Consider the following 20,478-nt stretch of genomic DNA (forward strand, 5'->3'; position numbering starts at 1 on the left):
CAGGTGCCGCGACCGCATCCCGTCGGGGCGGACCGGCTGGCGCAGGAGGCCTTTCCCCGCCCGGTTCCGGGCACGCGACGATCGAGACCAGCCGGGACCGTCGCAAGCCCCCAAGGGTCCTGCGGTTTCGACAACCGCCAAAGGGCGGTCCAATATTGGTTGGACCGCCCTTCGCCGTTTGGGTCGCGTCAGGCCGCGTGGCTCAGCAGCGACGGGTCGGCGTGGTCGAACAGCGGGTCATAGCCGGCCTCGACCGGCATGGCCCCGTACAGGCTGTTCGCCGTCACCGCCGCGTCGGCCGCGGCCGCCGGAGCGGACGCCGCCTGCTGGGCGGCGACGTGGCTCCACACGCTGTCCGTCCCGGCGTCGAGCGCCAGCGCCGTGGCCTCGCCGACCGGGGTGGCCGAGGGGAAGAAGCTCTTGTCGGCGTCGACGACCAGCGTGCCGTTCCACCACAGGCCGGACTGGCCCTTGACCACGTCCTTGCCGTCCAGCGCGCCCTTGTCATAGGTGACGTTGCCGTCGGTGGGCAGGACGGACTTGCCGTTGATGGTCACCTTGTTGACGAACAGGCTGCGGTCCTGCCCGTTCACCACGGCGTCGTTGTCGTACTGTATCTGCACCTTGTGCGCCTGATCGGCGCTCAGGCTGGTGGTGAAGCTGTAGTCCTTCGCCGCCGTGCCGGCCACGCCCTCGCCGACCTTCTGGCCGTCGACCAGCAGGTTGAAGTGGGCGTTCACCCCGCCGGCCGCCGCGCCGGAGGCGTTGACGGTGATCGTCGTCGTGCTGGGACCGCTTTGCGGCAGCGAGCCGCCCGCGGGGAATTCCTTGGCCGGGGCGTCGACCACCAGCGTGCCGCCCCACCACAGGGACGACTGGCCCTTGACCACGTCCTTGCCGTCCAGGGCACCCTTGTCGTAGCTGACGATGCTGTCGGTCGGGTTGTGGGCGGTGCCGTTGATGGTGATCTTGTTGACGAACAGGTTGCGGTCCTGCCCGTTCACGAAGCCGTCGTTGTCGTACTGGATCTGCACCTTGTGCGGCTGCCCGGCGGTCAGGCTGGTGGTGAAGCTGTAGTCCTTCGCCGCCGTGCCGACCGTGGCGTCGCCGATGGCCTTGCCGTCCACCAGCACCTTGAAATGTGCGTTCACACCGCCCGCGGCCGACCCGGAGGCGTTGACCTTGATCGTCGTGACGCTGGCCGTCGGCGTGGTCGGGACGGTCGGCGTGGTCGCCGTCGTGTCCACCGCGAAGCCGGCGGAGGCGCCCGCCTTGCCCGCGTTGCCGGCGAGGTCGGTGTAGCTGCCGGCCTTCACCGCGACGTTGGCGTCGGTGATCTTCGTGTTGGTCGAGGGCGTGAAGACGGCGGTGTAGGTGGAGGCGTCCACCGTCTTGAAGCCGCTCAGCGTGCCGCCCTTCACCGTGGTGTCGGCCAGCGCGAAGTCCTTCACCGCCTCGCTGAAGGCGAAGGTGACGAGCGGCGCCTCGCCCTTGGTCACGGTGCTGTCGGCGATGCTCACCTTGACCGTGGGCGGCGTGGTGTCCGTCGGGGTGGGGGCCGGCGGGGCGGTGGGCGTGACCGTCGTCCAGCCGGCGGTCGAGGGGTAGGCCTGGGACAGGGTCGAATGCTCGTCCTGCGTGGTCGCGTTCATGTAGGCGGACCAGCTGTCGCCTTCCGGGAAGTCGCCCCAGCGCCAGCGGTCGCCGTCCGGCATGTAGTAGGTGTTGTTGTCCCACACGTTGCCGCCGTTCAGCATGCCGGCCTCGTTGTAGTCGGCGACGCCGCCCGACTGGCCGTTGCCGTCCTTCGAGACGATGATGTTGTCGTGGATCTTGTTGTTGGTCGTTTTCCAGGTCCCGAACTCGCCGGCGCCGCGGTCCTGCTGGATCATCACGATGCTGTTGGCGCCCTTGACCCCGGTGATGTCGATCTTGTTGCCGTAGGCCTCGACGTTCTGCGAGTTCTGGATCTGGATCGACCCGCCCCACAGCCAGCCCTCGGCCTGCGGCTTGGCGCCGTTGCCGACCATGACGTTGTTGCGGATGACGGCGTCGTAGCTGATCTCGTGGGTGATGCCGCCGCCGCTGTTGTTCACGAGGACGTTGTTCTCGTACAGGGTCCCGACATTGTCGATGTCGGTCCACAGGCCGAAGCCGGTGTTGTCGTGCGAGTAATTGCCGCGGACCACCAGGTCGGTGGTGTAGGCGAACTTGGTGCCGCCGCCCTCCCAGAACACGTCGATGCCCGACCAGGCGCCGTTGCGCGCGATCTCGTTGCCTTCGACCAGGATCTTGGCGCCGGCGCCGCCGAGCCCCATCTCGCCGTTGTCGTGGACGTAGTTGCCGATGAACTTGCTGCCGTCCTGCGCCGTGGCGCCGACCGCGTAGTTCAGCCGCAGCTCGTTGTCCTGGATGGTCCAGTTGGCGTCGCCCTGGATGGCGCCTTCCTGCGCCGGCGGGGTGTATTTCTCGATGACGAGATTCTTGACCGTCACGCCCTTGGCGGTGCCGCCGAAGGCGTGCGCGGTGGTCCCGGCCTCCACCTTGTGCCCCGCCGGGTTGTCGCCCAGATAGATCTTGTCGGCGTTGTAGTCGAAGTAGAAGGTTCCCGCCTTCAGCTTCGACAGCGCGTCCACCGGCGTCAGCGGCTTGTCGTCCACATAGACGGTCTCCGGATAGCCGGCGCGCATCGCGCCGGGCGTCGCCTCGTCGGTCGCGCGGCGCTCACCCTGCTGGGTCTGCCCGCCGATCACCCAGCGCCCGGCGCTGTCCTGGGTGAAGCCGGTCAGCAGCTTCGACCCGTTCAGCACGGCGCCCTCGGCCCCGATGAAGGTCTGGTTGTCCTTGGGCGTGATCGACTGGAGACGGTACTCGCCCGGCTGCAACCAGAAGGTCGCGCCAGCGGGAGCGCCATTGACGATGGACTGGATGTTGGCGCCGGGTGCTATGACGATCGCACCAGAGGGGGCCGTCAGCGTCTTCGGTCCGTACAGGTTGGCCATGTGTCAATGCTCTCTTAAGATGTTGTCTTCTGGTATGAGTTCTTTGGCGTTTTCGCCCTTTGGCATATGACACTACTACCAATTCGGATGGATTTGCCGGCGAGGCATTTTTGTGAGATTCCCGGCTTCCTTTGCGAAGACTCCGGGAAGTCTCTGTTTTTCAAAAAGGAATCTTCCGCTTATCAAAGCGTGGAAAAGAGAATGGGAATTTTTGCTTGCGGCCTCTTGCAGCCGCGCGAGCGCCCGCGCCGCGTCATCCGCCGGATGACGGCGCAATCCCTGGAGGACGTCAGAAACGTGGAAGGATCAGTCGCCGCCGAACTGGCGGTCGACCCACTCGCTCACCGCCACCGGATCGAACCGCAGGTCGAGCGGGATGCCGGCGGTGGCGGCGCGGCAATGCTCGATGAAGGCGCGCTCCGCCCGGTTCATCTTGGAGGCGGGGTTCCACAGCAGATGGATGTCCACCGGCGCCACCCCTTCCTCCGGCGGCAGGGGCCAGAGCAGGCCGTCGCGCACGTCGCGCTCCGCCACATGGCGGGGCAGCGGCCCGATCCCCAGCCCCACCGAGATCATGCGCCGCACCTCGTCCAGATTGACCGAGGCGCCGACGATCCGGCTCTCGATCCCCTCCTGCGCGCGGAAGACGGCGAGCGGCGACAGCACCCCGCCGATCTGGTCGGAGGTGAAGGAGACGAACCCCTCGCTGCGCAGATCGCTCAGCGTCAGGCCGGTGCGGCCGAACAGTTGGTGCCGAGGCCCGCAGTAGAGGCCGTAGATCTGGCGGGCGAACAACGCGTGCTCGACCAGCGGCGGCGGCTCCCGCATCAGGCAGAGGCCGAGCGAGCCGGTCTTCTGCTGGATCGCCATATGGACGTCGGCGCTCGCCATCACGTCCAGCCGGAAGGTCACCTGCGGGTGGGTGGCGTGGAAGCGCTCCAGCAGGGCGTCGAACAGCAGCGACTGGATCCGGCTGGCCAGCAGGATTCGGATATGGCCTGAAATCTCCTCGCGGATATCGCGCATCAGGACGGCGAAGCGGGAGATGTTGCCGTAAATCTCCAGCACCTCGGCGTAGATGATCTCGCCCGCCTCGGTCACCCGGAAGCGGCCCTGCCCGCGTTCGATCAGGCTGCGGCCAATCTGGTCCTCCAGCCGTTTCAGCGCCTGGGACACCGCCGGCTGGGTCAGCCCCAGGCGCTGCGCCGCGCGGGTCAGCCCCTGCTCCTGCACGATCACCATGAAGGTGCGCAACAGGTTCCAGTCCAGCTGGTGGCCGAGCCGTTCCAGGTCGCGCGCCGTCATCGGGGGAAATCCCATCGCCATAAATCCTGCTTATGTCGGCAATGAGGATTATCGATTTGGCGGAGGATGAGAAGCTGAATTGTAATACGCCGGTCGTCAGCGGTCGACCCCCGGCTTCGCCCAACCGGGCAAAACCGGGGTCATAGTCCGAAAGTCGAAATCGCCACAGTTTCTTTCCGGGGATTTGCCGACCCATAAGGACGACTGCGCGGCGGAGTGGTAAGAACGGAGTCGTCATGCCCGCATCCCACGAGGGTGGGCGGAGCATTGCAGCCGTGGACCGGGATGCGATCCTGGGCGCGGTGGCGAAGCTGCGCGAGGATGGAGTGAGCCTGCTGTCCGATCTGGTCCGGAGTCCCAGCCTGCTGGGGCAGGAAGGTCCGGCGCAGGACCTGATGGAACGGATTTTCCGGGACATGGGCCTGGAGGTCGACCGCTTCGCCATCGACGAGGACGCCCTGAAGGCCCAGCCCGGCTGGTCCCCCTCGCTGATCTCCTACGAAGGCCGCGAAAACGTCGTCGGCGTCCACAAGCCCCGGCGCGCGGCCGGCAAGTCGCTGATCCTGAACGGCCACATCGACGTGGTGCCGACCGGGCCGGAGGAGCTGTGGTCCGCACCGCCCTTCGAGCCGGTGGTCCGCGACGGGCGCCTCTACGGCCGCGGCGCCGGCGACATGAAGGCGGGCATCGCCGCCTACGTCATGGCCTTCAAGGCGCTGCAAAGCCTGGGCGTCCAGCCCGCCGCCCCGGTTTATCTCCAGTCGGTGGTCGAGGAGGAATGCACCGGCAACGGCGCGCTCGCCTGCGTCGCCCGCGGCTACAGGGCCGACGCCGCGGTGATCCCGGAACCTTTCAACCACACGCTGCAGATCGCCCAGATCGGCGTGATCCGCTGCGAGCTGGAGGTGACCGGCCGCCCCGCCCATGTGCTCGACACCGGCGCCGGCCTGAACGCCATCGAGGCGGCCTTCCGCGTTCTGAAGCATCTGAAGGCGTTGGAGTCGGCCTGGAACCACCCCGACGGGCGGCATCCCGCCTACGCGCACCACCACCACCCCTACAATCTGAACGTCGGGCACATCGACGGCGGCGAGTGGGCGTCCTCCGTCCCCACCCGCTGCCGGATGGAGCTGCGCTTCGGCTTCCCGCCGGGCCGCGCCGCCGCCGAGGTCAGCGCCGAGATCGAGCGCGTGGTGGCCGAGGCCTGCCGCGGCGACTCCGATCTCAAGGGGATCGACGCCCGCGTCATCTTCCGCGGCTTCCAGGCCGAGGGCTGCACGCTGGACCCCGATCACCCGATGCTGGAGGCGCTGGACGCCGCGCACCGCTCGATCTTCGGGACGCCGGCGCCGAAGCTGGCCCAGACCTGCACCACCGACGTGCGCAACTTCGTGCTTTACGGCGACACGCCGGCCACCTGCTACGGCCCGGAGGCGGAGCGCATTCACGGAATCGACGAATCCGTCTCGCTCGACAGCATGGCGAAGGTAACCGCCGTGCTTGCCCTGTTCATGGCCGACTGGTGCGGCCTGGAACCGATCGCTGATTAGAATCAACAATAAGGGGGCTTCAGACATGAGCAATCGTTTGCGTCATTTTCGCCAAACCCTGACCGCCGCGGCGCTGGCCGCCGCCCTGGCGGCGCCGCTGGCCCTGACCGTGCCCGGCGTGGCCGCGGCGCAGGAGCGCGGCGGCACGATGAACATCATCGTCCAGCCGGAACCGCCGATCCTGGTGCTGGGCCTGAACCAGCAGGGTCCGACGCAGACGGTCGCCGGCAAGATCTACCAGGGCCTGCTGACCTTCAGCTTCGATCTGAAGCCGCAGCCGGAACTGGCGGAAAGCTGGGAGGTCTCGCCCGACGGCAAGGTCTACACCTTCAAGCTGGTGAAGAACGCCAAGTGGCACGACGGCAAGCCCTTCACCGCCCACGACGTGGTCTTCTCCACCACCAAGTTCCTGATGGAGACCCACCCGCGCGCCCGCGCCACCTTCTCCAAGTGCGAGAAGATCGAGGCGCTGGACGACCACACCGTCCAGTTCACGCTGAAGGAGCCGTTTGGCCCGTTCCTCCAGGCCTTCGAGGTGTCGTCGGCCCCGATGATGCCGAAGCACATCTATGAAGGCACCGACTTCAAGGCCAACCCGGCCAACGCCACCCCGATCGGCACCGGCCCCTTCAAGTTCAAGGAGTGGAACAAGGGCTCCTACATCCACCTCGTCCGCAACGACGAGTACTGGAAGGCCGGCAAGCCGTACCTGGACGACATCTACTTCCGCGTGATCCCCGACGCCGCCTCGCGCGCCGTCGCCGTGGAGCAGGGCACCGTCCAGCAGACCCAGTTCAACGACATCGAGACCTTCGACGTCCCGCGCCTGAAGGGCCTGCCCAACGTCGAGATGACGACCAAGGGCTACGAGTTCTTCGCGCCGCTGTCCTGGATCGAGATCAACACGCGCAACAAGCCGCTGGACGACAAGCGCTTCCGGCAGGCGATGATGCACGCCATCGACCGCAAGTTCATCCGCGACAAGATCTGGTTCGGCCTCGGCCGTCCGGCGACCGGCCCGGTGAACTCGGTCACCCGCTTCCACGAGGCCAACGTCCGGAAGTACGACTTCGACCCGAAGAAGGCCGAGGCCCTGCTCGAGGAGGCCGGCTACAAGAAGGGCCCCGACGGCACCCGCGCCAAGGTCCGCCTGCTCGTCATGCCCTACGGCGAGACCTGGACCCGTCTCGGCGAGTATGTGAAGCAGGCGATGAAGCGCGTCGGCGTCGACGTGACGCTGGAGACCACCGACGCCGCCGGCTGGGTCAACCGCGTGTCCAACTGGGACTACGACCTGAGCTTCAACTTCGTCTACCAGTACGGCGACCCGGCGCTCGGCGTCACGCGCACCTACGTCTCGGAAAACATCCGCAAGGGCGTGATGTTCTCCAACACCATGGGCTACTCCAACCCCGAGGTGGACAAGCTGTTCGCCCAGGCCGCCCAGACCAACAAGGACGAGGAGCGCCAGCAGCTCTACTCCGCCGCCCAGAAGATCCTGGTCGAGGACGTTCCGGTGGCCTGGCTGCTCGAGATGGAGTTCCCGACCTTCGTGGACAAGCGCTTCAAGAACGCCGTCACGACCGCCATCGGCGTGAACGAGAGCTACGACAGCGTCTACATGGTCAAGAAGTAAGGGCGCGCTTGCCCCCTCCCCATCCCTCCCCCGCTTCGCGGGAGAGGGGGCGAAATTCCCTCCACCGCCGAAGGCGGAGGAGGGTTAGGGAGGGGGCACCCGTCGCCGCAGGAGTGCTTTCCATGCCCCGCATCGCCCTATTCATCTCACAGAGGCTGGTGAAGGCGGTCTTCGTCATTCTGGCGATCGCCGTGTTCAACTTCTTCCTGGTCCACGCAGCGCCCGGCGATCCCGCCGCGGTGATGGCGGGCGAGGCCGGGGCCGCCGATGCCAAGTTCGTCGAACAGCTCCGCCAGCAGTTCGGCCTCGACCGCCCCCTGTACGAGCAGCTCGGCACCTACATGTCCAAGGTGGTGCAGGCCGACCTCGGCTACTCCTACCGCCAGCAGCGACCCGTCTTCGACCTGCTGATGGACCGCCTGCCCGTCACCCTGTCGCTGACGCTGACCGCCTTCGTGCTGGCCCTGCTGGGCGGCGTGGCGCTCGGCACGCTGGCGGCGATGCGCGCCGGTACCTGGTCGGACACCGCCATCACCGTGGTCGGCCTGACCGCCTACGCGACGCCGATCTTCTGGATCGGGCTGATGCTGATCCTTCTCTTCTCGGTCAATCTCGGCTGGCTGCCCGCCTTCGGCACGGAGAGCATCGGCGCCGGCTACACCGGCTGGGACGCCTTCCTCGACCGGGCCAAGCACCTCGTGCTGCCGGTGACCACGCTCGGCCTCTTCTACATGGCCGTCTACACCCGGCTGACCCGCGCCTCGATCCTGGAGGTGCGCGACATGGACTTCGTCAAGACGGCGCGGGCCAAGGGCCTGCCGGAATGGCGCATCGTGTCGGTGCACATCCTGCGCAACGCCATCCTGCCCGTCATCACCGTGGCGGGGTTCCAGGCCGGCCACCTGATCGGCGGCTCCATCCTGATCGAGACCGTCTTCGCGCTCCCCGGCATCGGGCGCCTCGCCTTCGAGGCCGTGTTGCAGCGCGACTATCAGGTCCTGCTCGGCATCTTCCTTCTGACCTCGGTGGTGGTGGTGGTGTTCAACCTGCTGACCGACCTGATCTATTCCCTCGTCGATCCGCGCATCGAGGTGGCGCCATGACCGCCGCGGCCATCACGCCGTCCCGCAAGGGCTCCGGCTTCTGGAGCGCCTTCGCCCGCAACAAGGGCGCGGTGATCGGGCTGGCCTTCCTCACCCTGATCGTCCTGATGGCGGCCTTCGCCGACGTGCTCTATCCGGACAGCCCGTGGGACATGACCGCGATGCCCTTCCAGCCGCCGCTGTCGGAGGACGCGCTGCTCGGCTCCGACACGCTGGGCCGCGACATCGCGGCGGGCATCGCCCACGGGGCGCGGGTGTCGCTGCTGATCGGGCTGACCTCGACCGCCGTCGCGGTGCTGATCGGCGTGTTCCTGGGGGCCGTCTCCGGCTTCTACGGCGGGCGCGTCGACGATCTGGTGATGCGCTTCACCGAGCTGTTCCAGACCATCCCGAACTTCGTGCTGGCCGTGGTGCTGGTGGCGATCTTCACGCCGTCGCTGACCTCCATCGTGCTGGCCATCGCCATCGTCTCCTGGCCGCCGCTGGCGCGGCTGGCGCGCGGCGAGTTCATGAGCCTGCGGAGCCGCGAGTTCGTGCACGCCGCGGTGACCACCGGCCAGTCGAACATGACGATCATCTGGCGCCAGATCCTGCCCAACAGCCTGTCCCCGATCATCGTGTCGGCCTCGCTGATGGTGGCGACGGCGATCCTGCTGGAAAGCTCCCTCTCCTTCCTCGGGCTCGGCGATCCGAACCTGATGAGCTGGGGCTACATGGTGGGCGCCGCCCGCACGGTGATCCGCCAGGCTTGGTGGATGAGCTTCTTCCCCGGCATCGCGATCCTTCTGACCGTGCTTGCCCTCAACCTCGTGGGTGAGGGGCTGAACGACGCGCTGAATCCCAAGCTGGCGCGAAAGGGCCGTTCCTGATGACCGAGACGCCTCTCCTCGACGTCCGCCACCTGACCATCGACCTGCCGCGCGGCGCCGACCGCCCGCACGCGGTCGAAGACCTGACCTTCGCGCTGGAGCACGGGGAGATCCTCTGCGTGGTCGGCGAGTCCGGGTCGGGCAAGTCGATGACCGCGCACGCCGTGATGGGCCTGCTGCCCAAGGCGGTGACGGTCTCGGCCGGCGAGATCCGTCACCAGGGCACCAACGTGTTCAGCCTGCCGGAGCGCGACCAGCGCGCGCTTCGCGGCGGCCGCATCGCCATGATCTTCCAGGAGCCGATGACGGCGCTGAACCCGCTGATGCGGGTCGGCGACCAGATCGACGAGGTCCTGCGCTACCACACCACGCTCGATCGCGCCGCCCGCCGGGCGCGCGTGGTGGAGCTTCTCGCCTCCGTCGGCCTGCCGGAGCCGGACCATCTGCGCCGCAGCTACCCGTTCCGCCTGTCGGGCGGCCAGCGCCAGCGCGTGATGATCGCCATGGCGCTGGCGGTGGAGCCGGACATCCTGATCGCCGACGAGCCGACGACCGCGCTCGACGTCACCACGCAGAAGCAGATCCTGGAGCTGATCCAGGACATCCAGGCCAAGCGCCGCATGGGCGTGATGTTCATCACCCACGACTTCGGCGTGGTGGCGGAGATCGCCCACCGCGTGGCGGTGATGCAGCGCGGCCGGATCGTCGAGATCGGCACCGCCGAGGAGGTGCTGAACCGGCCGCAGCATCCCTACACCCGCCAGCTCATCGCCGCCGTCCCGCACCTGATCGAGCACCGCGAGGACTTCACCCGCGCGCGCCAGCCGGTGCTGACGGCGGAGAAGGTGTGCAAGACCTTCCACCTCGGCGGCGGCTTCTTCACGCCGGGGCGCAAGGTGGTGGCGGGCGACGACCTGTCGCTGACCATCCACCAGGGCGAGACGGTCGGGCTGGTCGGCGAGTCCGGCTCCGGCAAGTCGACGCTCGGCCGCTCCATCGTCGGGCTGATCAAGCCGGATTCGGGCAGGATCCTGTTCGAGGGCGTCGATCTGCTGTCGCTGTCGCGCCCGGCCTTCCGGCCCTACCGGCGGCACGTGCAGATGGTCTTCCAGGACCCCTACGCCTCGCTGAACCCGCGCCACACCGTGGGCGACATCATCACCCAGGGGCCGGTGGCCTTCGGCGAGGACCGCCACAAGGCGCTCGACAAGGCGAAGGCGCTGCTGAAGCTCGTCGGGCTCGACGCCTCGGCGGCGGAGCGCTTCCCGCACGAGTTCTCCGGCGGGCAGCGCCAGCGCATCTCGATCGCCCGCGCCCTGGCGCTGGAGCCGAAGCTGCTGATCGCCGACGAACCGGTGTCGGCGCTTGACGTGTCGGTGCAGGCGCAGGTGCTCGACCTGCTGGAGAATCTGCGGCACCGGCTGAACCTGTCGATGCTGTTCATCACCCACGACCTGCGCATCGCCGCCCAGATCTGCGACACCATCGCGGTCATGCAGAAGGGCCGCATCGTCGAGATCGGCCCGGCGAAGGAGGTGTTCGGCAACCCGCAGCACGCCTACACCCGCACCCTCCTGGACGCCATCCCCGGCAAGGGCTGGACCATCCCGGAGGACGTGGTTCCGGTGGCGCGGCGGTCGGCCGCCCTGCGCAACAGCGCCTGACGGGGCGGGCATGAAGGTCGCCGTCATCGGGGCCGGGGCGGTCGGCGGTCTGATCGCCGCGCGGCTGACCGCCGCCGGACTGCCGGCCGCGCTGGTCGCCCGGCGGCGGACGCTCGACACACTGCGGCGCGACGGGCTGACGGTCGAGGGCCCCTCGGGCCGTCCGGTGACGGTGCGGCCCCAGGTGACCGACGACACGCTGTCGCTCGGCCCGCAGGACGTGGTGGTGCTGGCGGTGCCATCCCCCCTGCTGACCGACGTGCTGGACCTGCTTCTGCCCCTGCTCGGGCCGCAGACGCGGCTGGTGCCGGTGGTCGGCGGCATCCCCTGGTGGTACCCGGCGGATGAGGCCATCGGCGGTCCGTCGGCTGCGGCCCCACTGTCCTCGGTCGATCCGAAAGGGCTTCTGTCGGACGCCATCCCGGCGGACCGCATCGTCGGCGCCGTCGCCCGCGTGGCGGTGGAGCGGCGGACCCCCGGCTATCTGCGGCATCTCGGCGGGCTGCGGCTCGCCCTCGGCCCGGTGGCGGGAAACAAGGACGTCAAGGATCTGGCGGCCCTGTTCGGGGCGGGCGGCTTCAACGCCCTGGCCGTGCCGGACATCCGGGCGGAGGTGTGGACGGCGCTGCTGGCGCCCTTCGCCTTCGGCCTGCTTGGCCTCGCCACCGGCAAGACGGCGCAGGAGATCGCCCACGACGACGCTCTGCAGCCGACCTTCGCCGCGGTGGTGGAGGAGGTGCTGGCCCTGTCGGCGGCGCTCGGCCATCCGGCGAAGGCGAAGGTCGGGGACGTGTGGACCATGGCCCAGCATCCGGGCCGCATCCGTCCGGCGCTGCGCGCCGACGTGGCGGCGGGCCGGCGGGCGGAGATCGAGGCGGTGCTGGACGCGCCGCTGGAATTGGCGAACAGGGCGGGGCTGAGCCTGCCCACGGTGACCGGGCTGCTGACCGCGGCTCGCGCCGAGACTCAACACTAATTCGGAATTGGGATCGGGATAGGGACCATGTCTGATCTGCGCATCGACGGCGACCGCCTGTGGCGGACCCTGATGGACCTCGCGAAGATCGGCGCGACGCCGAAGGGCGGCCTGTGCCGGCTGGCGCTGACCGACCTCGACCGGGAAGGGCGCGACCTCTTCGTGCGCTGGTGCGAGGAGGCCGGCTGCACCGTGACGGTGGACGAGGTGGGCAACATCTTCGCCCGCCGCGCGGGCCGCAACCCCGACCGTCCCGCCGTCTGCATGGGGAGCCATCTGGACACCCAGCCGACCGGCGGCCGCTTCGACGGCATCTACGGCGTGCTGGCCGGGCTGGAGGTCATCCGCAGCTTCAACGACCAGGGCATCGAGACGGACGCCCCCATCGACCTGATCGTCTGGACCAACGAGGAGGGCGCGCGCTTCTCCCCGCCGATGCTCGGGTCCGGCGTGGCGATGGGCGTCTTCACGCTCGACCATGTGCTGGACATCCGCGACACCGACGGCGTCCGCTTGGGCGACGAGCTGGCGCGCATCGGCTACAAGGGCGAGGTCCCGGTCACCGGCCACGCCATGGGCGCCTATTTCGAAGCGCACATCGAGCAGGGTCCGGTTCTGGAGGCCGAGGACGTCGAGATCGGCGTGGTGACCGGCGCGCAGGGTCAGCGCTGGTACGAGGCGACGGTGACCGGCCGCGAATCCCACGCCGGGCCGACGCCCATGCGCCTGCGCCGCGACGCGCTGGCTGGCGCGGCCGTGATGATGGAGGCGGTGGAGGCCATCGCGCTGCAGGTCGGCGGCGACGCCTGCTCGACCATCGGGCGCGTCCAGGTCCACCCGGACTCCCGCAACGTCATTCCGGGCCGCGTCTGGTTCACCATCGACCTGCGCAACCCGGACCCCGACGCGCTGGCCCGCATGGACGCCCTGCTGCGCGAGCGGCTGGCCGCCATCGCGGACAACCGCGGCCTGACGCTGGAGCTGACCGACTTCTGGGCCTTCCCGACCACGCCCTTCGCGCCGGAGCTGGTCGGCCACGTCCGCCGCTCGGTCGAGCGGCGCGGCCTCAGCCACCGCGACATCGTGTCCGGGGCCGGCCACGACGCGGTCTATGTCGCCCGCAAGGTGCCGACGGCGATGATCTTCATCCCCTGCGAGAACGGCCTGAGCCACAACGAGGCGGAGAACATCAAGCCCGAACACGCCGCGTCCGGCTGCGCGGTCCTGGCGGACGCGGTTCTGGCCGCGGCCGGGTAACATCCACCTCCCCCTCTCCCCAGGCGGGAGAGGGTATCAATTCACTCCGGGAGCCTTTTCAATGCGCTACGTCTTTGCCGAGGCCCAGTTGCGCCATCGTCCGCCGACCTTCCTGGTGCGCGGCCAGCCGAAGCCCTCGCCCGAGAAGGCGGAGCGGGCGGAGGCGCTCGTCGGCTCCCTGCGGGCGCGCGGCGTGACGGTGGAGGAGCCGCCGTCCTACGGCGCCGGCCCGCGCGCGGCGGTCCATTCCGCCGATTACCTGCGCTTCCTGGAAACCGCCCACGCCCGCTGGTCGGCCCTGCCGGACGCGTCGGAGGTCATCGTCCCCAACGTCCACCGCAACACCGACATGGCCGAGTACCCGACGGGCATCGTCGGCCAGGCGGGCTGGCACATGGCGGACACCGCCTGCCCGATCGGCGCCGGCACCTGGGAGGCCGTCTGCGGCGGCGCCGACACGGCGGTCCACGCGGCGCTGATGGTGGCGAGCGGTCGGGAGCGCGCGGCCTACGCCCTGTGCCGCCCGCCGGGGCACCACGCGTCCCGCGACATGGCCGGGGGCTTCTGCTACATCAACAACGCCGCCGTCGCCGCCCAGGCGATGCTGCCGGTGCTGGCCCAGCAGGGCCGCGCGCCGCGCGTCGCCGTCTTCGACGTGGACGTCCATCACGGCAACGGCACGCAGGCGATCTTCTACGAGCGCGACGACGTGCTGGTCGTGTCGATCCACGGCGACCCCAACAACTTCTATCCCTGGTTCGCCGGCTACGCGCACGAGCGCGGCAAGGGCCGCGGCCTCGGCAGCAACCTGAACATCCCCCTGCCCATGGGCACCGAGGAGTCCACCTTCCTCGACGCGGTGGACGGGGCGCTGAGCCACATCGCCGCCTTCGGGCCGGAGGCGCTGGTGCTGTCGCTGGGCTTCGACACCTACGTCGGCGACCCGCTGGCCTTCTTCAAGGTGACCACGCCGGGCTTCGCCACGCTGGGCCGCAAGATCGCCGGCGCCGGCCTGCCGACCGTGGTCGTGCAGGAGGGCGGCTACGATTGCGACGCGCTGGCGGTGAATCTCGCCAGCTTCCTGGACGGTTTCGAGGGCGGGCTTACGGAGGCGGCACGATGAGCGGCGTAAAAATCCCGGGCGCGAAAATCCCGGGCGCGGAAATGCTGGTCCGGACGCTGATGGCGAACGGCGTCGACACCTGCTTCGCGAACCCCGGCACGTCGGAGCTGCACGCGCTCGCCGCCTTCGACAGCATGCCCGGCGCGCGCTGCGTCCCGACGCTGTTCGAAGGCGTGGCGACCGGCGCGGCTGACGGCTACGCCCGCATGACCGACCGGCCGGCGGCGACGCTGCTGCACCTGGGGCCGGGGCTGGCGAACGGTCTCGCCAACCTGCACAACGCCCGGCGCGCCCGCGTGCCGATGGTCAACATCGTCGGCGACCACGCGACGTGGCACCGCGGCGTCGACGCGCCGCTGACCTCCGACGTGGAAGGCTTGGCAAAGCCCATGTCGGCCTGGGTGCGCACGGTGCCGGACGCCGCCTCGGTCGCCGCGGACACGGCGGAGGCCATCCGCGCCGCGCTGACCCCGCCCTGCGGCGTGTCCACCCTGATCCTGCCGTCGGACTCCTCCTGGGACGACACGGCGGCGGCGGAGCCGATCATCGTGGAGCCGCCCGTCCCCGCCGCCCCGGACGCCGAGGCGCTGCGCGCCGCCGCCGACGCCCTGCGAAGCGGGGAGCGGGTGGTGGTCCTGCTGAACGGCCGCGCCACGCGCGCGGAGGGGCTGGCGCTGGCCGGGCAAATCGCCGCCGCGACCGGCGCCAAACTCTACGCCCACACCGGCGCCACCCGCATCGAGCGCGGGGCGGGCCGCGTGACGGTGGAGCGCTTCCCCTACCCCATCGACCTCGGCATCGCCGCGCTGGCCGGGGCCAAGCACGTCGTCCTGATCGGTTCGGGGGAGCCGGTCGGCTTCTTCGGCTACCCCGACAAGCCCAGCCGTCTGGCGCCGGAGGACTGCCGCATCCACACCGTCGCCCCGCCGGGCAGCGACGCCCTGGCCGCCCTGCGCTGGCTGGTCGAGGCGGTGGGCGCCGCCGGCACGCCGGCTCCGGCGCAGCCGCTCGCCCCGCCCTCCCCGGCGACCGGCGCTCTCACCGCCGACAGCGTCGGGCAGTCGCTGGCCGCCCTGCTGCCGGAGGGCGCCATCGTGGTGGACGAGGGGATTTCCTCCAGCCCGATGGTCTACACGGCCTGCGCCGGGGCGCGCCCGCACGACTGGCTGACCATCACCGGCGGGGCCATCGGCATCGGCATGCCGCTGGCGCTGGGTGCGGCCATCGCCTGCCCCGACCGCAAGGTGGTGACCGTGCAGGCGGACGGCAGCGGCATGTACACGCTCCAGGCCCTGTGGAGCCAGGCGCGCGAGCAGGCCGACGTGGTGACGATCATCTTCGCCAACCGCCGCTACGGCATCCTGCAGTGGGAACTGGGCAACCTCGGCTTCCGCGACATGGGGCCGAACGCCCGCAACTGCACGGAGCTGGGCCGCCCCGACCTCGACTGGGTGGCGCTCGCCCGCGGCATGGGGGTGGAGGGCGGACAGGCCACCGACGCGGAGAGCTTCAACCGCCTGCTGTCGGCCGCCTTCGCCCGCAAGGGCCCCTTCCTGATCGAAGCGGTGATCTGACGGACAACACCATCCCCCTCGCCCCCTCACGGGGCGGGGGAGGAGACAAGGGAGGACAACATGACGACGCCCAAGAAGAGCGCGCGCAAAGTCATCATCACCTGCGCGGTCACCGGCTCCATCCACACGCCCAGCATGTCGCCGCACCTGCCGGTGACGCCGGACCAGATCGCGTCGGAGGCCATCGCCGCGGTGGAGGCCGGGGCGGCCATCGTCCACCTGCACGCCCGCGACCCGGAGACCGGCCGCCCGACCCAGGACCCGGAGCTGTTCCAGCGCTTCCTGCCGCGCATCAAGCAGGCGACGAAGGCCGTTGTGAACATCACCACCGGCGGCAGCGCCGCCATGACGGTGGAAGACCGGCTGCGCCCCGCCGCGCAGTTCCAGCCGGAAGTCGCGTCGCTCAACATGGGCTCGATGAATTTCGGCCTGTTTCCCATGCTGAACCGCTTCAGCGAGTTCCAGCACGACTGGGAGCGCACCTATCTGGAAAACAGCCGCGACCTCGTGTTCAAGAACACCTTCAAGGACATCGAGCACATCCTGAAGACCTGCTCCGGCAACGGGACGCGCTTCGAGTTCGAGTGCTACGACATCTCCCACCTCTACACGCTGGCCCATTTCCTGGACCGCAAGCTGGTGACGCCGCCGCTGTTCGTGCAGTCGGTGTTCGGCATCCTGGGCGGCATCGGCCCGCATCCGGAGGACGTGATGCACATGAAGCGCACCGCCGACCGGCTGTTCGGCGAGCAGTATGTGTGGTCGGTGCTGGGCGCCGGGCGCAACCAGATGCCCATCGCCACCCAGTCGCTGGCCCTGGGCGGCAACGTGCGCGTCGGGCTGGAGGACAATCTGTGGGCCGGTCCGGGCCGTCTCGCCACCTCCAACGCCGAACAGGTCGCCATGGTCCGCAAACTGATCGAGGGGCTGGCCCTTGAGGTCGCGACGCCGGACGAGGCTCGCGCCATGCTGTCCCTGAAGGGCGGCGACGCGGTAAGGTTCTGACCGGCAGAACCCTCTCGCCTCTGGGGAGAGGGTGGCCCGGAGGGCCGGTAAGGGGGTTGCGCTTTTGCCGGACGTCCCGCCACGTGCATCCCCCTCACCCCAACCCTCTCCCGCTTTCGGCGGACCAAAGGTCCGCCTGTCGCGTCAGCGCAAACTTCGTTTGCGCGTGAGCGGAGGGGAGAGGGAATTTGAGTTGTGAAGGTCGCGCATCCACCCCACACCCGGAATCCCATGCCATGATAAGCCGCGCTCGGGCGCTGGATCTGTCGCTGGTCGGCCTCATCAGCGTCTGCTGGGGCCTGAACTGGCCCGCCGTCAAGATCATCCTCACCCAGATCCAGCCCTGGACGCTGCGCAGCCTGGGCTTCGCCGTCGGGGCGGCGGTGCTGTTCGCCTACGCGCGGTCGCGCGGGGAATCGCTGGCCGTGCCGCGCGGGCAGCGCTGGCCTCTGGCCGCCGTCGCGCTGCTGAACATGGCGGGCTTCAACATCTGCTCCGCCTTCGGGCAGATGAACATGGCGACCTCCGGAGCGGCGATCATCGCCTACACCATGCCGGCCTGGGCGACGCTGCTGGCCATCCCCATCCTGGGCGAGCGTCCGGGGCCGCGCCAGTGGATGGGGCTGGCCTGCGGGCTGACGGGCCTGGCCGTGCTGCTCGGCCCCGATCTGCTGCGGCTGGGCGCCCTGCCGCTCGGCCCCGCCTTCATGCTGACCGGAGCGCTGAGTTGGGCGCTGGGCAATGTCCTGATCAAGCGGACGGCCTGGACCATGGGGCCGAACGCCATCACCGGCTGGCAGTTCGCCATCTCCCTGCCGGTGGTGCTGCCCTTCGCGCTGGCCCTCGACCCCGCCCCGACGTTGGCGCTGGAGCCCCGCGTGCTGGTCGCGCTGGTCTTCCACATCCTGGTGGCGATGGTCGGCGGCTATCTGCTGTGGTTCGCCATCGTGCGGCGGCTGAGCGTCGCCCAGGCCTCGGTCAGTTCGCTGATCGTGCCGGTGATCGGCGTGACCGGCGCCATCGTCGTGCTGGGCGAGACGCCGCCGCTGCGCACCTACGCCGCGCTGGCGCTGATCCTCTGCGCCGTCCTGCTGGTCGTCATGGTGCGCGACAAGCGGCCCGTGCCCACCCCAGCGCCGGTCACGGCGGAGCCGCGGGGGGCAGGTTCTCCCTGAAGATGACCTCGATGCGCGGCGGCTCCACGCCGTGCATCGCCTCGCGGCCCGCGCGCAGATTGGCGAAGACGGCGGCGCAGCCCATCAGCGCGCTGCGCGGGTCCTGGGTGATCACCGCCTCCATCGTGCCGTCGATCAGCAGCGCCCGCGTCTCCGGCGTGAAGCCGTGGCCGATGAAGACGACCTCGCGCTCCCGCCGCGCCTCCTTCAGCGCGCGGGCCACGCCCTCCGCCCCTCCGCCGATGGTGTAGATGCCGGCGAGGTCGGGGTGGTGGCTGAGCAGCGTCCGCGTCTGCCGGTAGCTCTTGGCCTCGTCGTCGTGGGCCTCGCGCAGGCCCACCACCTCGAGGGCCGGCGCCATCTCCTTCAGGACGTTCAGGAATCCCAGCTCGCGGTCCTCGTGCGCGCGGTAGCTCAGGCTGCCGGCGATCATCGCGACCTTCCCCGCCCGCCCGCCGAGGAAGCGCGCGAACAGATAGCCCGCGGTCCGCCCCGCCGCCCGGTTGTCGAGTCCGACATAGGCCGCCCGCCGGCAGTTCTGCACGTCGGAGATCAGCGTCACCGTCGGCACGTTGCGCGCCGCCAGCTCGTTCACCGCCTCGCGCACCGCCGGATGCTCCAGCGCCATGAAGGCCACCCCGTCGACCTTGCGCCAGTGCTGGAGCAGGCTGCGCGCCAGCAGGTCCGGGTTGAAGCTCTTGATGAACTCCACCTGCGCGCGGATGCCCAGCGGGGCCAGCGCCGCCTCCGACTGGCGGATGAGCTGGCCGAGCCGCGTCAGGTAACGGTTCGTTCCGTCCGGCAGCAGAAAGGCCAGCCGCGTCGGCTTGGGCGCCAGCGCCGCGCTGAGGTCCGATTCCGGGATGTAATCGAGTTCCGCCGCCGCCTTCATCACGCGCTGCACGGTCGCCGGGCGCACGCCGGGGCGGTGGTTCAGCACGCGGTCCACGGTGGCGGTGGACACGCCCGACAGCCGCGCGATGTCGGCGATCCGCGGCAGCCCGCGGGAATGTTCGGGGGTTGCGGCGACGGCGTCCGCATCATCCTGCATCACGGTTCAAAACCCTCCGATCCCATCAAATCACATCATCATTCGCGTTTGACACCGGCCATTCGCGCACATACCGTCCAACCAACAATCACCGTCGAACATCAAACTACATCAACGTTTCCCGGGAGGAAAGCATGAACCCGCTGTCGCGCCGCACGATGCTCAAGGGGCTGGCCGCCACGCCGGCGATCGGACTCGCTGCGGGGGCCGGCACCGCCACCCTGATCGGCGCGCCGCGCATCGCCCGCGCCGCCGAGTTCGATTTCAAGTACGGCAACAACCTGCCGCTGACCCATCCGCTGAACGTCCGCTCGCACGAGGCGGCGGAGCGCATCCGCCGCGAGACGAACGGCCGCGTCGACATCCAGATCTTCCCGAACAACCAGCTCGGCGGCGACACCGACATGCTGTCGCAGGTGCGCAGCGGCGGCATCACCTTCTTCACGCCCTCGGCGCTGGTCATCGCCACGCTGGTCCCGGTGGCCGCCATCAACGCCGTCGGCTTCGCCTTCGCCGACTACGGGCAGGTCTGGTCCGCCATGGACGGCAAGCTGGGCGAGCATGTGCGCGGCGCCATCTCCAAGGTCGGCCTGCACGCCTTCGAGAAGATGTGGGACAACGGCTTCCGCCAGATGACCAGCGGGGCCAAGCCGATCCAGACCGCCGCCGACATGGACGGGCTGAAGATCCGCGTGCCGGTCAGCCCGCTCAGCATCGCCATGTTCAAGTCGCTGTCCGCCGCCCCGGCCAGCCTGCAGTTCTCGGAGGTCTATTCCTCGCTGCAGACGCGCATCGTCGACGCGCAGGAGAACCCGCTGCCGATCATCCAGGTCGCCAAGCTGTACGAGGTGCAGAAGTACTGCGCCCTGTCCAACCACATCTGGGACGGCTTCTGGTTCATCGCCAACGGGCGCGCCTGGCGCGGCCTGCCTCCCGACCTGCAGAAGATCGTCTCCACCGCGATCAACGACGCCGGCGTCCAGCAGCGCGAGGACATCAAGGCGCTGAACCAGTCGGTGCAGGCCGACCTCCAGTCCAAGGGCCTCGCCTTCAACCAGCCGTCGCCCGACAGCTTCCGCGCCAAGCTCCGCGACAGCGGCTTCTACGGCGAATGGAAGGGCCGCTTCGGCGACGAGGCCTGGGCGCTGCTGGAAGGCGCCGTCGGCAAGCTCGCCTGACGCCGGCCTG

15 protein-coding genes are annotated in these 20,478 nt (G+C 69.4%); 12 read left to right on the plus strand and 3 right to left on the minus strand.

The genetic code is table 11. The features are described from left to right. Positions 1–188: 188 nt before the first annotated feature. A complete protein-coding gene (locus ABVN73_RS23790; RefSeq protein ID WP_353861059.1) occupies positions 189–3,002 on the minus strand; it encodes a carbohydrate-binding domain-containing protein in 2,814 nt (937 codons plus the stop codon). Between the two features lie 306 nt (positions 3,003–3,308). After that, positions 3,309–4,307 carry a LysR family transcriptional regulator gene (locus ABVN73_RS23795; protein WP_353861060.1) on the minus strand — a complete coding sequence of 333 codons (999 nt, stop codon included), beginning with the start codon at positions 4,305–4,307 and terminating at the stop codon, positions 3,309–3,311. A 275-nt stretch (positions 4,308–4,582) separates the two neighbouring features. On the opposite strand from ABVN73_RS23795, the gene ABVN73_RS23800 reads away from it, so the two are divergent. The 11 genes from ABVN73_RS23800 (at position 4,583) to ABVN73_RS23850 (ending at position 18,239) form a co-directional block, all read left to right on the plus strand. Then, on the plus strand, positions 4,583–5,857 hold the full coding sequence (locus ABVN73_RS23800) for an ArgE/DapE family deacylase (RefSeq protein WP_353861061.1): 1,275 nt from the start codon (positions 4,583–4,585) through the stop codon (positions 5,855–5,857). A gap of 25 nt (positions 5,858–5,882) precedes the next feature. Further along, entirely contained in the window at positions 5,883–7,493 is a 1,611-nt protein-coding gene (locus tag ABVN73_RS23805) for an ABC transporter substrate-binding protein (protein ID WP_353861062.1), read from the plus strand. Positions 7,494–7,615: 122 nt separating this feature from the next. Continuing rightward, complete coding sequence (locus ABVN73_RS23810) at positions 7,616–8,596, plus strand: ABC transporter permease (RefSeq protein ID WP_014241864.1); 981 nt, start codon at positions 7,616–7,618, stop codon at positions 8,594–8,596. Next, complete coding sequence (locus tag ABVN73_RS23815) at positions 8,593–9,465, plus strand: ABC transporter permease (protein ID WP_353861063.1); 873 nt, start codon at positions 8,593–8,595, stop codon at positions 9,463–9,465. The genes ABVN73_RS23810 and ABVN73_RS23815 overlap by 4 nt, the downstream gene beginning before the upstream one ends. Beyond that, complete coding sequence (locus ABVN73_RS23820) at positions 9,465–11,129, plus strand: ABC transporter ATP-binding protein (protein WP_353861064.1); 1,665 nt, start codon at positions 9,465–9,467, stop codon at positions 11,127–11,129. The genes ABVN73_RS23815 and ABVN73_RS23820 overlap by 1 nt, the downstream gene beginning before the upstream one ends. 10 nt (positions 11,130–11,139) lie before the next feature. Next, entirely contained in the window at positions 11,140–12,105 is a 966-nt protein-coding gene (locus ABVN73_RS23825; RefSeq protein WP_353861065.1) for a 2-dehydropantoate 2-reductase, read from the plus strand. A 27-nt stretch (positions 12,106–12,132) separates the two neighbouring features. Continuing rightward, positions 12,133–13,362: a Zn-dependent hydrolase gene (locus ABVN73_RS23830; protein WP_353861066.1), complete on the plus strand. Its 1,230-nt coding sequence runs from the start codon at positions 12,133–12,135 to the stop codon at positions 13,360–13,362. 61 nt (positions 13,363–13,423) lie between these two features. Then, entirely contained in the window at positions 13,424–14,485 is a 1,062-nt protein-coding gene (locus ABVN73_RS23835; protein WP_353861067.1) for a histone deacetylase family protein, read from the plus strand. A gap of 26 nt (positions 14,486–14,511) precedes the next feature. Then, a complete protein-coding gene (locus ABVN73_RS23840; RefSeq protein ID WP_353861437.1) occupies positions 14,512–16,059 on the plus strand; it encodes an acetolactate synthase large subunit in 1,548 nt (515 codons plus the stop codon). Positions 16,060–16,119: 60 nt separating this feature from the next. Next, positions 16,120–17,064, plus strand: coding sequence for a 3-keto-5-aminohexanoate cleavage protein (locus tag ABVN73_RS23845; RefSeq protein WP_353861068.1), 945 nt, complete (start codon positions 16,120–16,122; stop codon positions 17,062–17,064). 236 nt (positions 17,065–17,300) lie between these two features. Further along, a complete protein-coding gene (locus ABVN73_RS23850) occupies positions 17,301–18,239 on the plus strand; it encodes a DMT family transporter (protein ID WP_063922713.1) in 939 nt (312 codons plus the stop codon). Here ABVN73_RS23850 and ABVN73_RS23855 read toward each other — a convergent pair. Then, positions 18,205–19,290 (minus strand): LacI family DNA-binding transcriptional regulator, encoded by a 1,086-nt coding sequence (locus ABVN73_RS23855; protein WP_353861438.1) that lies wholly within the window; start codon positions 19,288–19,290, stop codon positions 18,205–18,207. The two genes, ABVN73_RS23850 and ABVN73_RS23855, sit on opposite strands and share 35 nt — an antisense overlap. Before the next feature lie 134 nt (positions 19,291–19,424). On the opposite strand from ABVN73_RS23855, the gene ABVN73_RS23860 reads away from it, so the two are divergent. Further along, positions 19,425–20,468 carry a TRAP transporter substrate-binding protein gene (locus tag ABVN73_RS23860; protein WP_353861069.1) on the plus strand — a complete coding sequence of 348 codons (1,044 nt, stop codon included), beginning with the start codon at positions 19,425–19,427 and terminating at the stop codon, positions 20,466–20,468. Positions 20,469–20,478: the final 10 nt, after the last annotated feature.

The sequence above is a fragment of the Azospirillum formosense genome (assembly GCF_040500525.1).
GTDB classification, from domain to species: domain Bacteria; phylum Pseudomonadota; class Alphaproteobacteria; order Azospirillales; family Azospirillaceae; genus Azospirillum; species Azospirillum formosense_A.

Coding starts and splice junctions, on each gene's coding strand:
- ABVN73_RS23835 (WP_353861067.1), top strand. CDS start 13,424: ATGCGCTACGTCTTTGCCGAGGCCCAGTTGCGCCATCGTCCGCCGACC.
- ABVN73_RS23860 (WP_353861069.1), top strand. CDS start 19,425: ATGAACCCGCTGTCGCGCCGCACGATGCTCAAGGGGCTGGCCGCCACG.
- ABVN73_RS23825 (WP_353861065.1), top strand. CDS start 11,140: ATGAAGGTCGCCGTCATCGGGGCCGGGGCGGTCGGCGGTCTGATCGCC.
- ABVN73_RS23805 (WP_353861062.1), top strand. CDS start 5,883: ATGAGCAATCGTTTGCGTCATTTTCGCCAAACCCTGACCGCCGCGGCG.
- ABVN73_RS23815 (WP_353861063.1), top strand. CDS start 8,593: ATGACCGCCGCGGCCATCACGCCGTCCCGCAAGGGCTCCGGCTTCTGG.
- ABVN73_RS23820 (WP_353861064.1), top strand. CDS start 9,465: ATGACCGAGACGCCTCTCCTCGACGTCCGCCACCTGACCATCGACCTG.
- ABVN73_RS23845 (WP_353861068.1), top strand. CDS start 16,120: ATGACGACGCCCAAGAAGAGCGCGCGCAAAGTCATCATCACCTGCGCG.
- ABVN73_RS23855 (WP_353861438.1), bottom strand. CDS start 19,290: ATGCAGGATGATGCGGACGCCGTCGCCGCAACCCCCGAACATTCCCGC.
- ABVN73_RS23790 (WP_353861059.1), bottom strand. CDS start 3,002: ATGGCCAACCTGTACGGACCGAAGACGCTGACGGCCCCCTCTGGTGCG.
- ABVN73_RS23795 (WP_353861060.1), bottom strand. CDS start 4,307: ATGACGGCGCGCGACCTGGAACGGCTCGGCCACCAGCTGGACTGGAAC.
- ABVN73_RS23830 (WP_353861066.1), top strand. CDS start 12,133: ATGTCTGATCTGCGCATCGACGGCGACCGCCTGTGGCGGACCCTGATG.
- ABVN73_RS23850 (WP_063922713.1), top strand. CDS start 17,301: ATGATAAGCCGCGCTCGGGCGCTGGATCTGTCGCTGGTCGGCCTCATC.
- ABVN73_RS23810 (WP_014241864.1), top strand. CDS start 7,616: ATGCCCCGCATCGCCCTATTCATCTCACAGAGGCTGGTGAAGGCGGTC.